This window comes from Candidatus Pantoea formicae (assembly GCF_011752625.1).
Classification (GTDB): domain Bacteria; phylum Pseudomonadota; class Gammaproteobacteria; order Enterobacterales; family Enterobacteriaceae; genus Pantoea; species Pantoea formicae.
The window spans coordinates 115905-129233 of the sequence record NZ_VWXD01000006.1; the positions used below are offsets into that span (position 1 = coordinate 115905).

11 protein-coding genes and 1 riboswitch are annotated in these 13329 nt (G+C 54.2%); of the genes, 5 read left to right on the forward strand and 6 right to left on the reverse strand.

Going from position 1 to position 13329, the window contains the following annotated elements; translation table 11 throughout:
• The first annotated feature begins 40 nt into the window (after positions 1–40).
• Together F3J38_RS17930 and F3J38_RS17935 are read left to right on the forward strand one after the other, a co-directional pair.
• Entirely contained in the window at positions 41–730 is a 690-nt protein-coding gene (locus tag F3J38_RS17930) for a DUF1190 family protein (protein ID WP_167140701.1), read from the forward strand.
• Positions 731–738: 8 nt separating this feature from the next.
• Complete coding sequence (locus F3J38_RS17935; protein WP_167140703.1) at positions 739–1902, forward strand: glutathionylspermidine synthase family protein; 1164 nt, start codon at positions 739–741, stop codon at positions 1900–1902.
• A gap of 37 nt (positions 1903–1939) precedes the next feature.
• On the opposite strand, the gene ygiD is transcribed toward F3J38_RS17935, so the two are convergent.
• Together ygiD and ribB are read right to left on the reverse strand one after the other, a co-directional pair.
• Positions 1940–2725: a 4,5-DOPA-extradiol-dioxygenase gene (ygiD, locus tag F3J38_RS17940; RefSeq protein ID WP_167140705.1), complete on the reverse strand. Its 786-nt coding sequence runs from the start codon at positions 2723–2725 to the stop codon at positions 1940–1942.
• Positions 2726–2961: 236 nt separating this feature from the next.
• Complete coding sequence (ribB, locus tag F3J38_RS17945; protein ID WP_167140707.1) at positions 2962–3618, reverse strand: 3,4-dihydroxy-2-butanone-4-phosphate synthase; 657 nt, start codon at positions 3616–3618, stop codon at positions 2962–2964.
• A 111-nt stretch (positions 3619–3729) separates the two neighbouring features.
• A riboswitch (FMN riboswitch) is annotated at positions 3730–3879 on the reverse strand.
• A 171-nt stretch (positions 3880–4050) separates the two neighbouring features.
• Here ribB and ubiK point away from each other — a divergent pair.
• Entirely contained in the window at positions 4051–4356 is a 306-nt protein-coding gene (gene ubiK / locus F3J38_RS17950) for a ubiquinone biosynthesis accessory factor UbiK (protein WP_034828368.1), read from the forward strand.
• A gap of 192 nt (positions 4357–4548) precedes the next feature.
• Here the strand turns inward: ubiK and hldE are convergent, their stop codons facing one another.
• The 3 genes from hldE to F3J38_RS17965 form a co-directional block, all read right to left on the reverse strand.
• Positions 4549–5973: a bifunctional D-glycero-beta-D-manno-heptose-7-phosphate kinase/D-glycero-beta-D-manno-heptose 1-phosphate adenylyltransferase HldE gene (gene hldE / locus F3J38_RS17955; RefSeq protein ID WP_167140709.1), complete on the reverse strand. Its 1425-nt coding sequence runs from the start codon at positions 5971–5973 to the stop codon at positions 4549–4551.
• 65 nt (positions 5974–6038) lie between these two features.
• A complete protein-coding gene (gene glnE / locus F3J38_RS17960) occupies positions 6039–8894 on the reverse strand; it encodes a bifunctional [glutamate--ammonia ligase]-adenylyl-L-tyrosine phosphorylase/[glutamate--ammonia-ligase] adenylyltransferase (RefSeq protein ID WP_167140711.1) in 2856 nt (951 codons plus the stop codon).
• Between the two features lie 31 nt (positions 8895–8925).
• Positions 8926–10236 carry a CYTH domain-containing protein gene (locus F3J38_RS17965; protein WP_167140713.1) on the reverse strand — a complete coding sequence of 437 codons (1311 nt, stop codon included), beginning with the start codon at positions 10234–10236 and terminating at the stop codon, positions 8926–8928.
• 204 nt (positions 10237–10440) lie between these two features.
• On the opposite strand from F3J38_RS17965, the gene F3J38_RS17970 reads away from it, so the two are divergent.
• Together F3J38_RS17970 and F3J38_RS17975 are read left to right on the forward strand one after the other, a co-directional pair.
• Positions 10441–11064 carry a TIGR04211 family SH3 domain-containing protein gene (locus F3J38_RS17970; protein ID WP_167140715.1) on the forward strand — a complete coding sequence of 208 codons (624 nt, stop codon included), beginning with the start codon at positions 10441–10443 and terminating at the stop codon, positions 11062–11064.
• A 141-nt stretch (positions 11065–11205) separates the two neighbouring features.
• The gene (locus F3J38_RS17975; RefSeq protein WP_167140718.1) at positions 11206–12438 is read left to right on the forward strand and encodes a multifunctional CCA addition/repair protein; all 1233 of its coding nucleotides are present in this window, start codon (positions 11206–11208) and stop codon (positions 12436–12438) included.
• A gap of 18 nt (positions 12439–12456) precedes the next feature.
• Here F3J38_RS17975 and bacA read toward each other — a convergent pair whose 3' ends face one another.
• Positions 12457–13275, reverse strand: coding sequence for an undecaprenyl-diphosphate phosphatase (gene bacA / locus F3J38_RS17980; protein ID WP_167140720.1), 819 nt, complete (start codon positions 13273–13275; stop codon positions 12457–12459).
• Positions 13276–13329: the final 54 nt, after the last annotated feature.

The window sequence follows — 13329 nt, forward strand, 5'->3', positions numbered from 1 at the left end:
ACCTATCCTAAGCCCCACCTTTGGGCACAGGATGAAAATAATGAAACGGACTAAAAATATTCGTCATGCCGCTTTTCGTAAAAGCTGGCAGGCACGCCATTTAACGCCAGTTGCACTCGCGGTCACCGCAGTGTTTATGCTGGCAGGCTGCGAACAGAGCGATGAAACGGTCTCGCTGTATCAAAATGCAGATGATTGTGCAAAAGCCAATCCAAGCCAGAGTGCGCAATGCACCACAGCGTACAATGACGCGAAGAAAGAAGCCGAACGCACCGCACCCAAATATGCGACCCGTGAAGATTGTGTTGCTGAGTTTGGTGAAAACCAGTGCCAGCAAACACCTGCTCAGGCAGGCGTCGGCACCACGAATAATGCGGAAGCGCAGCAAAGTGGCAGCTTCTGGATGCCGCTGATGGCCGGATATATGATGGGCCGCATGATGGGCGGTGGTGCAGGCTTTGCACAACAGCCACTGTTCTCGCCAAAAACCCCTAACAGTCCGGCAAACGGTCAGTTTGTCGATGCTTCGGGCAAAAATTACGGTACTGCAACCTCTGGTCGCAGCATGAACGTACCGAAATCCGCTATGGCACCAAAACCGGCTACAACGTCCACGATCACGCGTGGTGGCTTTGGTGAGACCGTTGCGAAGCAAAATACGATGCAACGCAGCAGTGCCACCGGCACCACTCGCAGCAGTACTGGCAGCAGCCGCTCGATGGGAGGCTAAGCCGCAGTATGCAACGTATTGCCATCAGCGAACGCCCGGACTGGCGCGAAAAGGCCAACGAATACGGTTTCCAGTTTCATACCATGTATGGCGAGCCTTACTGGTGTGAAGATGCGTACTATCAGTTTACGCTGGCCCAGATTGAGCAACTGGAAGATACCACTGCCGAATTGCATCAGATGTGCTTGCAGGCCGTGGAAAAAGTGGTGAACAGTGATGCACTGCTCACCCGCTTTTGCATCCCTAAGCACACCTGGGATTTCGTGCGCGATTCATGGAAATTGCGCCAGCCCTCGCTCTACTCCCGTCTTGATTTGGCCTGGGATGGCCAAGGCGATGCCAAGCTGCTGGAGAATAACGCGGATACGCCAACTTCACTGTATGAAGCCGCGTTCTTCCAATGGATTTGGCTGGAAGATCAAATCAAAGCAGGCCATCTGCCGCAGGGCAGCGACCAGTTCAATAGCCTGCAAGAGAAGCTGATCGAACGCTTTGCTGCGCTGCATCAGCAGCACGGTTTTAATCTGCTGCACTTCGCTTGCTGCCGTGATACCGAGGAAGATCGTGCCACGGTACAGTACATGCAGGATTGCGCCACTGAAGCTGGTCTGGCCAATGAGTTCCTGTATATCGATGAGATCGGTTTGGGCGAGAAAGGACAGTTCACCGATCCGCAGGATCAGGTGATCAGCAACCTGTTCAAACTCTATCCCTGGGAATTCATGCTGCGAGAGGTGTTTTCCACTAAGCTGGCAGATGCCGGTGTACGATGGTTAGAGCCCGCCTGGAAGAGCATTATTTCCAACAAAGCCCTGCTGCCACTGCTGTGGGAGATGTTCCCGAATCACCCTAACTTACTGCCTGCCTATTTTGCTGATGATAAAAATGCCCCGCAGATGGACAAGTACGTGGTGAAACCGCTGTTTTCACGTGAGGGTGCGAATATCCGCATTATTGAAAATGGTCAGGAAATTGCGCGCGCTGACGGCCCGTATGGCGAGGAAGGAATGATTATCCAGCAGTTCTATCAACTGCCGAAATTTGGCGACAGCTATACCCTGATAGGTAGTTGGCTGATTGACGATCAACCTGCCGGTATCGGTATCCGGGAAGATCGCGAACTGATCACTCAGGATCTGTCTCGCTTTTACCCGCACACCTTTATTGAGTAAAAAGCGGAGCCACCCGCGTTACACGGGTGGCTTCGATTTAGCCGACCTGCACGGACATCATACTGATCGCGCCCATCTCCATTCCTTCAATCGGAATGCTAATCTGCTCATCGTCTACGCGTGCCCCGAGAATATACAACAGCGGTAGATAGTGCTCAGGGGTCGGGTTCGACAGCTCTGCACCCTCGTGCTGTAAGTAATTCACTAACGGATGATCTGCCGCAGCCCCTGCAAAGCCCAGATTTTCGCGTACGAATTCATTGAAGCTTTCAGCCCATGGATAGGTTGTGGCAGCACCCTGCCAGCGCAGCATGCGCAAGTTATGCACCACATTACCACTGGCCACTATCATCACGCCTTCATCCCGCAACGACGCGAGTTTGCGGCCTAATTCGAAATGCCATTCAGCAGGTTGAGTCGCATCAATACTCAACTGCACCACGGGAATATCCGCTGCCGGATACATTTTTGCCAGCACGCCCCACGAGCCATGATCGAATCCCCACTCCTGATCGGCATGGACGTCAATCGGCGCCAGTAAGTCGATGACTTCCTGCGCTAACTCTGGCGATCCGGGGGCGGGATAACGCACATCAAACAGCGCCTGAGGAAAACCGCCGAAATCATGAATTGTGCGTGGATTGTTCATTGCCGTCACCGCCGTGCCACGCGTGTACCAGTGTGCCGACACCGCCAGGATAGCGCGTGGTCGCGGCAATGTTGCACCCAAATGCTGCCATGCGCGGGTATAAGGGTTGTCTTCCAATGCGTTCATCGGACTGCCATGACCTAAAAACAGGGCGGGCATACGGTTGTGGCTCATGAGGTTTCCTCTGACGAAAGTGTCGCTTTATTAGTCGCTACGATACTCGCTTTCGTGCCGGGATTAACGCTGATAACGGTGATGATGTTTATCAGGGAATTTGAATAAGAATTTGCGGAAGATTACGCGATGTAAGGGATAAAAAGAACGACATAAAATCGCATTAAGTCATTGTCAGGTCGCCACTTAGGCGACCGAACGGAGGTTGAACCAGCAACTTAATGCGATTTATCGGATTAACTTGCCTGACGCGTTTCGTGCTCACGGCGATAAGCCACCAAGTCTTCAATCGTCACAACGGTCATATCGTGTTGTTTCGCAAAGATAATCGCTTCCGGTGCATGCGCCATACTGCCATCGTCGTTGGTGAGTTCACACAGTACACCTGCCGATTTGAATCCAGCCAGCGTCACCAGGTCGATAGTCGCTTCAGTATGACCACCGCGGGTGAGTACGCCGCCTTCACGAGCGCGCAGTGGGAAGACATGGCCAGGACGATTGAGATCGCTCGGCTTAGCCCCATCAGCGATAGCGGCACGAATAGTGGTGATACGATCGGCTGCAGATACACCGGTAGTCACACCGGTTGCCGCCTCAATGGTTACGGTGAAGCCCGTGCCATAAGAGCTGGTATTGGTTTCTACCATCATTGGTAGATCCAACTGCTGGCGGCGCTCTTCGGTGATACACAGGCAGACAATTCCACTCCCGTGGCGAATGGTCAAAGCCATCTGCTCAACAGTCATGGTTTCGGCGGCAAAGATCATATCGCCTTCGTTTTCACGATTTTCATCGTCGAGCACCATTACACCGCGACCGTTACGCAGCGCATCAATGGCGCGTTCTACACGCTGTTCCGGCGTGCCAAATTCAGAAAGAAGCGTCTGATTCATGGTAAAAAACCTTATAAAAAATATATGAGTTACCAGAACCAGGGCGTGCTTAGGAGTGCGCAAAAAATACACATGGCAAAAACGTGACGCGGGCGTAGGCCCGGCTGATGTCGTTACCCTCTCCCATCCGGACTCTAACCGTCGGCCCCGGAATTACACCGGATCTGCTGACCTTTCACTTTACAGTGAAAGCGCTCGCGGGCTTTCAGCCGAAGCTGATTTACCGCCGGTGGGGAATTTCGCCCCGCCCTGAGAATAAGCGAGGTCACTATAACGCCAATCATCTGCATGGGCAATCGACAAAGGCGCAAATGCTTTTGCATTTCCTGCGTTACGGATTTCAGGTTTAACCTTTTCGTTTCTGGCATTACACTTAACCTTTGTTGAGTCGGAACACGCGCTGTTATCAGCCACTGCAACCAGGAAATCACCATGATCGACACGAAAAAAATTGAACAACTGGCTCGCCAGGTACATGAAGCCATGCCAAAAGGGATTCGCGACTTTGGCGACGATGTCGAAAAGAAAATTCGTCAGGTATTGCAGGCGCAATTAACCCGTATGGATCTGGTTAATCGTGAAGAGTTTGATGTACAGACGCAGGTGTTGCTGCGTACACGTGAGAAGCTGGCCGCGTTGGAACAGCGTCTGGCAAAACTGGAGAGCGAGAGCCCTGCTGCACCGGCACCAGCAGTGGTGACGCCAGACCCAGCGGGTAAAATCGATACTCCGCAGTAACGTTGCAGTTGCCGGACATCGGCAAACTGCGGCCTAAAAGGCGCATTACCTGTCATTAAGGCGTAAGCGCTTTTGGTCGCCATAATAAATGGCAACCCTACGAAGATGTTGCACGGTTTTCGTAGGGTGCGCATTTATGCGTAGCGGCATGCTTGCATGAGCGGTATTCGAGTCCAGCAGCCGCCTATACGATTAATGGCTGCGAATAGTCTTGATGATATTGGTGGTTGAGATACCGTCTTCAAAGTTCAGCACGCGCACGTCACCGCCATTCGCCCAGACCTCTTTGCTGCCAGCGATATCTTCTGGCTTATAATCCCCGCCTTTCACCAACAGGTCCGGCAAAACTTCAGCGATCAAACGTTGTGGCGTGTCCTCTTCGAACAGCACCACCCAGTCAACCGCTTCCAGCGCACCCAGCACAATCATGCGGTTTTCCTGCGGGTTAACCGGGCGCGTTTCGCCTTTCAGACGCTTGGTAGATGCATCGCTGTTAACGGCCACGATCAGACGATCGCCCAGCTTACGTGCATTCGCCAGGTAGGAAACGTGGCCAGCGTGCAGGATGTCGAACACACCATTGGTCATTACCACTTTTTCGCCACGCTGACGCGCCATCGCAACGGCCATTTTCAGCTCGGATTCGGTCATCACACCAAATCCCGTTTCCGGGCGGGCATGAATGGCGTTTTCCAGCTCAACGGTACTGACCGTTGACGTACCCAGTTTCCCCACAACCACGCCCGCCGCCGCATTGGCGAGGAAGCAGGCCTCTTCCAGGCTATCTCCGGCTGCCAGCACGGCCGCCAGCACACCAATCACGGTATCGCCAGCACCGGTAACGTCATACACTTCCTGCGCCTGAGTAGGCAGATGCAGTGGCTCTTTACCCGGTTGCAGCAACGTCATACCGTTTTCTGAGCGGGTAACCAACAGTGCAGAGAGATCGTAATCAGCGATCAGCTGCATGCCACGACTGACAATCTCTTCGACCGTTTTACACTTGCCGACCACTGCCTCGAACTCAGACAGATTAGGCGTCAGCAAGGTTGCGCCGCGATAGCGTTCAAAGTCCGTTCCTTTTGGATCGATCAACACAGGAACCTTGGCTTCACGCGCCAGCTGAATCATGGTTTCCACACTGCTCAGTGCACCTTTCGCGTAGTCTGACAGCACCAGCGCACCGGCCTGTGTCAGCGATTGACGCATACGATCGTGGATCGGCTGTGGATCGACCTGCTCAAAGCCTTCTTCAAAGTCGAGACGAATCAGCTGCTGATTACGCGATAACACACGCAATTTGGTGATGGTAGGATGGCTTTTCACCGCAACAAAATCGCAGTCGACCTTCACCTTCTCCAGCGTTTCGCTCAGCACACGTGCCGCATCATCTTCACCGGTCAGGCCGATTAAACGCGATACCGCGCCAAGCGCAGCAATGTTCATTGCGACGTTCGCCGCACCGCCTGGACGTTCCTCGATCGTATCGACTTTCACCACCGGCACTGGGGCTTCAGGTGAGATACGGCTTGTCGGCCCATACCAGTAGCGATCCAACATCACATCGCCAACAACCAGTACAGCAGCTTTGCCAAAAGCGGGCAGCGTTACTTTCATTCCAGAGACTCCAGACTTCGGTCAAAATAATGCGCGGATAGTAGCATAAAAGCCTGTCGGCTCACTTACTCCGCGCCATCAGATTCGGTAGCGGCCAGCCAGCGTTGCCAGCTGTCATGCACGACGGCTCGCTCGGTGGCAAAGGATTCTGGTGCAACGTGCCCCGGCAACTCTTGCAGCGCTAAATGGTGTAGCGCATCGCGCAAGGTCACGTAAGCATGTGTTAGCGCCTGTGCTTCCTCTGTATCCATGATTTCGTGACGCGCCATCAGCTCGAAAATTCGCACATTGTCTGACCAGCGCGTCAGCCCGGGCTGGTCGGCCGCGTATCCTAGGACAAGATATTGCGCGATGAATTCAATATCGGTGATACCGCCCTCATCGGTCTTTATTTCCCAGCGCCCTTTGTGTTTATTGCTGAGATGCGCACGCATTTTCTCACGCATCTCTCGCACTTCCTTCCGCAGCGTATGATGTTCACGCGGCAGAGAGAGAATGCCGCGACGGATCTCATTGAAACGTTCGCAGAGTGCTGGCTCGCCAAACACGATACGTGCGCGTACTAAGGCCTGATGTTCCCAAGTCCAGGCTTCACTGCGTTGATATTCGTCGAAAGCGGCAAAAGTGCTCACCAGCATTCCCGCCGCGCCAGACGGACGTAGACGCGCATCCACTTCATACAAGATACCGGACGAGGTCCGCGTGCTGAACAGATGCATCACACGCTGCGCCAGACGCAGGTAGAACTGGCGGCCATCAATCACGCGCTCACCATCGGTTTCCGCATCATCCGGGCAGTCATGCAGGAAGACCAAATCAAGGTCAGAGCTGTAACCCAATTCCCAGCCGCCCAGCTTGCCGTAGCCGACCACGGCAAAACCGCGGTCATTGTCACTGGTGAGATGAGAAGGACGGCCATAGCGCTGTACCATCATCTGCCACGCCTGCTGTACCACCGACTCAATGATGGCTTCGGCCAGCCAAGTTAAGTGATCGCTCACTTTCATCACTGGCAGCGTTTCGGCGATATCAGCAGCGGCGATGCGCAGATGTTGTGCCTGCTTAAACTGGCGTAGCGCTTCCAACTGTTGCTCTTCATCGTCGGTGGGGATACGCAGCAAGTACTGGCGCAGTTCATCGCGATACGCATCGGTGGCAGTGGGTTGATAAAGCGTGGCAGGATCGAGCAGTTCATCCAGCAGCAGCGGGTAGCGTGCCAGTTGGCTGGCGATCATCGGAGAAGCAGCGCACAGGCGAATCAGATGGCGCAGTGCGCCATGATATTCCGTCAGCAGCTCCAGATAGGTGCTGCGCGTGATAACGCCCAACAGCAGCGGTGTCAGGCGCCCCAGCACGACATCGGCATCTTCGCGTGGACAGACTTCACTGAGCAAACGCGGCATCAATTGATCGAGCGCTAAACGCCCGCGCGGGCCAATCGTGCGGCGGCTGACATCCTGACGGAAATTGTTCAATGCGTTAAAGAGCGCGTGGCGCTGTGTTTCATCCAGCTGTGGCACCACAGGAATCAGGTCATTTTCTTCCAGAGTGTCTTGCCACAGGCCGGCAAATTCAACCAACTGGGGTTGGTCATCCACATCCGGTGCATCATCGCCAATTAACTCATCAAAGATGCTGCGCACGCCTGCCATCTGTTGCTCAAGCTGCGCCATTAACGCATCCCAGTCCGCAGTCCCCATCGCCCACGCTAAACGCTGGCGATCGAGGGGATTTTCCGGCAACGTTTGCGTCTGCTCATCGTTAATGCTTTGCAGCAGGTTTTCCAGACGGCGCAGGAACAGGTAAGCCTCGCGCAAATGTTCTACCTGCGGTGGGCTCAGTAGCGCCAGTTCACCAATCGCCTGCAGCGTTGGCAACAGGGAGCGGAGCTGAAGTGAGCGCTCACGTCCACCACGGATTAACTGAAAGACCTGCACGATAAATTCAGTTTCGCGAATGCCACCCGCGCCGAGTTTGATGTTGTCCTTCAAACCACGCCGACGCACTTCACGGGCAATCATGCCCTTCATATTTCGCAGTGACTGGATCACACTAAAGTCGATGTAGCGACGATACACGAACGGGCGCAGCATCTGCTGCAACTCTTGGCTCCAGTGGCCGTGGTCATCTCCCATCAGCCGCGCTTTCACCATCGCGTAACGTTCCCAGTCGCGACCCTGCTCCTGATAATAGTCTTCCAGCGCCGCAAAGCTCAGCACCAGTGGGCCACTGTCACCAAAGGGACGCAGGCGCATATCCACACGATAAACAAAGCCATCAATGGTGGGCTGATCCAGCACTTTAATCAGGCGCTGGCCCATACGGGTGAAGAACTGAGCATTATCGAGTTCACGCCTTCCCCCTTTTGTCACACCATTTTCCGGCCAGGCAAAAATCAGGTCGATATCGGAAGAGAAATTGAGTTCGCCACCGCCCAGTTTGCCCATGCCGAGAATCAACATCGGCTGCGCTTCGCCCGCTTCATTGCAAGGGGTGCCGAAATCACGGCTGCAATCCTGCCACACCCAGTCACGCGCAGCAGCGATAAGTATTTCAGCCAACGTGCTGAGTTGCGTCAGACTCTGTTCGGTACTGGCATGTTGCAGTGCCTGCATCCAGGCAATACGCACCAGCATGTGACGACGGAACAGGCGTAGCTCACGCATCAGTGCGTTTTCATTATCCACACCCACCATCGCCTGAGCGAGCCAGCCTGCATAGTGCTGCCACTCATCAGGTGCGGGCGGTTGCTGCTGGATCTGTTGCCACCACTCCGGGTGCTGCTGCAGGTTATCAACCACAAAGTCACTAAAGGTCAGCGCCCCCGCCTGTTCTGGCGTAAAGGCTGACGGCGGCATATTCAACCGCTCTGCCACAATAGCTAATTGCGCCTGCATCAGCGCCGGTAACGGTAACAACATCTCCCCTCCCTGATTTATGTGTGCGTCGAGCCTAGCGTTTCACTCCGCTATTCAGCCAGAACGGCGATGGCCGAATGGCCAGGTTAACCAGCTGCAGCAATCCGCGCTCTTGCTGGACGCGAATCGCATGCTGTAACTCCTGCCAGCCGGACAACCAGATATTCACCTCTTCGGCTGGATAGGCCCCAGCGAGTAGATGCACCGCCAGAAGTTGGCGATTCAGACGCGTCAATTTGTCCTGGAATTCATTGAACAACTGCACATCGACAAATGTTTCTCTCAAGTCGGCAGCAATACGGCTGAGCATGATGTCACTGAAACGCTTGAACGATCCCTGCAACTTACTTTTGCTCTTGTCATCAAGCCAGTTCTGCCACTGTGACTCCACCAGCCAGTGAGTGAGTGCTAACTGAGCCTCGACGGAGATCGCCGAAAAACAAGCTGCTTCAGCATCGATATCAGTATCAGCAAGTAACGCATCCAACTGGGTCAGTTTCTGTCGCAAATCGCTACTTGCCTTGCGCGGTACTAGAGCACCAAATAGCGAAAACGCCTGGCGCAGCGTTTCGAGTGCTTCAACCACAGCCTCTTTTGCATCCTGATTGCCGCGCAGCCACACCTCTTCATGGTATTGCCACTGATTAATCGCCACGGTCATGGCATTCACCATCCCCTGCTCCACGGTGGCTTTTGCGGCGATTCTTTGCAGAGGCAAGGCCCGTAACGGGCGTTCAGGATTGCCCTGAGCCAGCTGATAGCCTCGTGCCGCTTTGCTCAAACTGCCAAGACGCAGGCCGCCCGTGGTGATTAAGGCTTCCGCGAACTTGAGCATGTCGGCGCGCTGCCCACTTTTCAGCTCCAGCTCAACTTCATACAGCGGTTCAGTGAGCTCACCCGCAGCGACTTCACCGCGGTCGAAAGCGACTTCAATTTCGCTCTCACCAAATTGGACCAGCCAGGCTTCACGCTGGAAGTGCGTGCTGAAAAGCGGCTGCAAGCGCTGCTGCAAGGCAGCAATGTCGGTGCCTTGTGGCCAAATTTCTGCTGGAAGCTGGGCGATATCCAGCTGAGGTTCCGTGAGATCGACATTATATTCAGGCCGCTGGTGCAGGCCGCCTACCGTTTTACCGGCGGCTTTCAGCGTCATTTCATAGCGCTGATCTACGCCTCGAATACGCAGGCCCATGTCCCAGCGACGTAGCTGATTATCATCGGTCTCAAAATAGATGTTGGTCAGTTCGCGCGCGGCGAAGTGCTGATGTGGCCAAACGGCAAGCTTTTCACCGAGTTTTTCGGCGGCTTGTGGTGTGGCAATGAACTTTAATTCGATTTCGATGGTCATAATTTTTTATTCAATACGCTGCTGGCACTTACGAGTTTAATCTGGCGAAGAGTAATGCACCCGAAGCCCGCTGTCTCTGCTTTCTTGTGCTTTTACGACCCTTTTCGCATTGGATTGAGACCAGGATAGTTCTCATTCAGATTTTTGAGAAGCGTCCCCAGACTGTGCCGGTAAATTTACGCCATTAAGAAAAAACGATATCGAATGAAAAAAATCACTCTCGCTGCTCTTTCTTTGCTGGCTTTTAGTGCCATCGCCCCCGTTCATGCTGCTGACGAAAAGCGTTATATCTCCGATGAATTATCCACTTGGGTACGCAGCGGTCCAGGCGATCAGTATCGTCTGATTGGCAAGCTGAATGCCGGAGAGGAAGTCACACTGTTGCAAGTTAACAACGATTCGCAATATGGTCAGATTCGTGATGCCGAAGGGAAAACCAACTGGATCCCGCTGTCCCAGTTGAGTGCCGAACCTAGCCTGCGCACCCGCGTGCCGCAGCTGGAGCAACAGGTTAAAGATCTCACCGCCAAGCTGGCAAACATCGACAACAGCTGGAACCAGCGCACTTCTGAAATGCAGAATAAAGTCGCGAACAGCGATGGCACGATTGATGGCCTGAAAGCCGAGAATCAGAAATTGAAAAATGAGCTGATTGTCGCGCAGAAGAAAGTCAGCGCCGCTAACGTCCAACTGGATGACAAACAGCGCACCATCATCATGCAGTGGTTCATGTACGGCGGCGGCGTGCTAGGTGTGGGCTTACTGCTTGGTTTGGTGTTGCCGCATATGGTGCCGCGCCGCAAGAAAAACGATCGCTGGATGAACTAAACACCCACGTCGATTTGTCGTTTTCTTTCAGGGGATCGTAAGATGCCCCTTTCGGCGTGCCCGATTTTTAACCAAAGTATGCAACAATAAAGCAACATGCGTGCTTCGCGCGCAGATTTTCATTGCCTCTGGAGTAGTTGAGTGAAGACGTTTCTGGTCGGTGGCGCAGTGCGTGATGCCTTACTGCGTTTGCCGGTAAAAGATAGAGATTGGGTCGTTGTCGGCGCCACGCCCGACAATATGCTGGAGCAGGGTTATCAGCAGGTTGGCCGTGACTTTCCGGTTTTTTTGCATCCTCGCAGCCGCGAAGAGTATGCGCTGGCGCGCACCGAGCGTAAAAATGGCAAGGGTTATACCGGCTTTGTGACGCAGTTCGCCCCGGATGTCACGCTTGAGCAGGATTTGCAGCGCCGCGATCTCACCATCAATGCCATTGCGCAAGCTGACGACGGCAGCCTGATTGACCCTTATCATGGTCAACAGGATCTGGCGAGCCGCACGCTGCGTCATGTGTCCTCGGCATTCAATGAAGATCCGCTGCGTGTACTGCGCGTGGCGCGTTTTGCCGCCCGCTTTGCCCATCTCAATTTCCGCGTGGCAGATGAAACACAAGCCTTAATGCGTGAGATGGCCGAAAGCGGCGAGCTGGCTGACCTTACCGCAGAACGAGTCTGGAAAGAGACCGAGAAGGCGCTGCTGACACGCAATCCGCAGGTCTATTTTCAGGTACTGCGTGACTGTGGCGCATTGCAGGTGCTTTTCCCGGAGCTGGATGCGTTGTATGGCATCCCCGCCCCCATCAAATGGCATCCTGAGATCGATACGGGCGTGCACGCACTCATGACACTGACGATGTCGGCGGTGCTTTCCGATGAGTTGGATGTTCGCTTCGCCACGCTGTTCCACGATGTGGGTAAAGCGCTCACGCCACCGGAGAAATGGCCGAGCCATCATGGCCATGGCTTAGCCGGTGTACCGATTGTTGAAGCGCTCTGCCAGCGTTTACGCGTGCCCAATCAGGTGCGTGACCTGGCGCTGATCGTGACCGAATTCCACGATATCGTACACACCATCGAGCGTCAGTCTGCGGAGTCGCTAATTGCCCTGTTTGACCGTATCGATGCATGGCGTAAACCCGATCGCGTGGAGAAAATGGCCTTGACCAGTGAAGCCGATGCACGTGGTCGCGCCGGGTTGGAAAGCATGGCTTATCCGCAGGGTGATTATTTGCGCCAGGCGTTTACGCTGGCTCAGGCGGTGCCAACCAAGGATGTCGTCGCTGCGGGCTTTAAAGGCCCAGCGGTACGGGAGGAGTTGACACGTCGTCGGGTGATTGCGGTGCAGGAAGGATTAATCAACGCGCGGCCAGACTAACTGGCCGCGCGCCGAGCTTTACATGAACAGCGCGTACACCGCCGCCGCCACGATGAAGCGATAGATGGCGAAGGACACAAACGAGATACGCTTAATCAGTTCCAGGAACACTTTGATTGCCAACAGCGCGACCACAAAGGCGGTCACGAAGCCCACGGCAAACATCGGGAAATCCTGCATGGTCAGGAAGCTCATGCTTTTGTAGAGATCCAACACCGTCGCGCCCATCATCATCGGAACGGCCAGGATGAACGAAAACTCCGAGGCCGCATAGCGGCTTACACCCATTAACATACCGCCAGAAATGGTGGCACCTGAGCGTGAGAAGCCCGGCCACAGCGCCAGACACTGGAAGCAACCAATCATAAATGCCTGGCGATAGGTGATATCGTCAATGCCCACCGCTTTCGGCTGCTTGGGTTTAAAGAACTCTGCCGCCAGCAGCAGCACGCCGCCAACCACCAGCGCGTACATCACGTTAATCGGATTAAACAGGCTTTTGATTTGATCGTGCAGCACCAGACCAATCACCACCGCAGGCACCATACCTAACAGAATATGGATCAGCGTCAGTTTTCCGGTTCCTGTGCCTTCATGTGGCTCTTTGCCGAAGTGAATGCCAATCAAACCAAACAGACGACGCCAGAACATCACCACAACAGCCAAAATCGAACCCAGCTGAATCACCACTTCAAAGGTTTCGGCGGTTTGGCCTTCAAAACCCAGCAGGTGGCCAACAATAATCATGTGGCCCGTTGAAGAGACCGGCAGGAATTCCGTGAGGCCTTCCACAACCCCCAGGATTGCAGCGACCCATAGCTGATGAATATCTGCCATCAAAATTTTCCTCTATCCGTTTTAAACAGTAAAAAGGCGGTCGCAAGGTGCTAC

Bases quoted from the DNA above. Each gene is read 5' to 3' on its own strand.
- F3J38_RS17930 (WP_167140701.1), top strand. From the start codon at position 41: ATGAAACGGACTAAAAATATTCGTCATGCCGCTTTTCGTAAAAGCTGG.
- F3J38_RS17935 (WP_167140703.1), top strand. From the start codon at position 739: ATGCAACGTATTGCCATCAGCGAACGCCCGGACTGGCGCGAAAAGGCC.
- ygiD (WP_167140705.1), bottom strand. From the start codon at position 2,725: ATGAGCCACAACCGTATGCCCGCCCTGTTTTTAGGTCATGGCAGTCCG.
- ribB (WP_167140707.1), bottom strand. From the start codon at position 3,618: ATGAATCAGACGCTTCTTTCTGAATTTGGCACGCCGGAACAGCGTGTA.
- ubiK (WP_034828368.1), top strand. From the start codon at position 4,051: ATGATCGACACGAAAAAAATTGAACAACTGGCTCGCCAGGTACATGAA.
- hldE (WP_167140709.1), bottom strand. From the start codon at position 5,973: ATGAAAGTAACGCTGCCCGCTTTTGGCAAAGCTGCTGTACTGGTTGTT.
- glnE (WP_167140711.1), bottom strand. From the start codon at position 8,894: ATGTTGTTACCGTTACCGGCGCTGATGCAGGCGCAATTAGCTATTGTG.
- F3J38_RS17965 (WP_167140713.1), bottom strand. From the start codon at position 10,236: ATGACCATCGAAATCGAATTAAAGTTCATTGCCACACCACAAGCCGCC.
- F3J38_RS17970 (WP_167140715.1), top strand. From the start codon at position 10,441: ATGAAAAAAATCACTCTCGCTGCTCTTTCTTTGCTGGCTTTTAGTGCC.
- bacA (WP_167140720.1), bottom strand. From the start codon at position 13,275: ATGGCAGATATTCATCAGCTATGGGTCGCTGCAATCCTGGGGGTTGTG.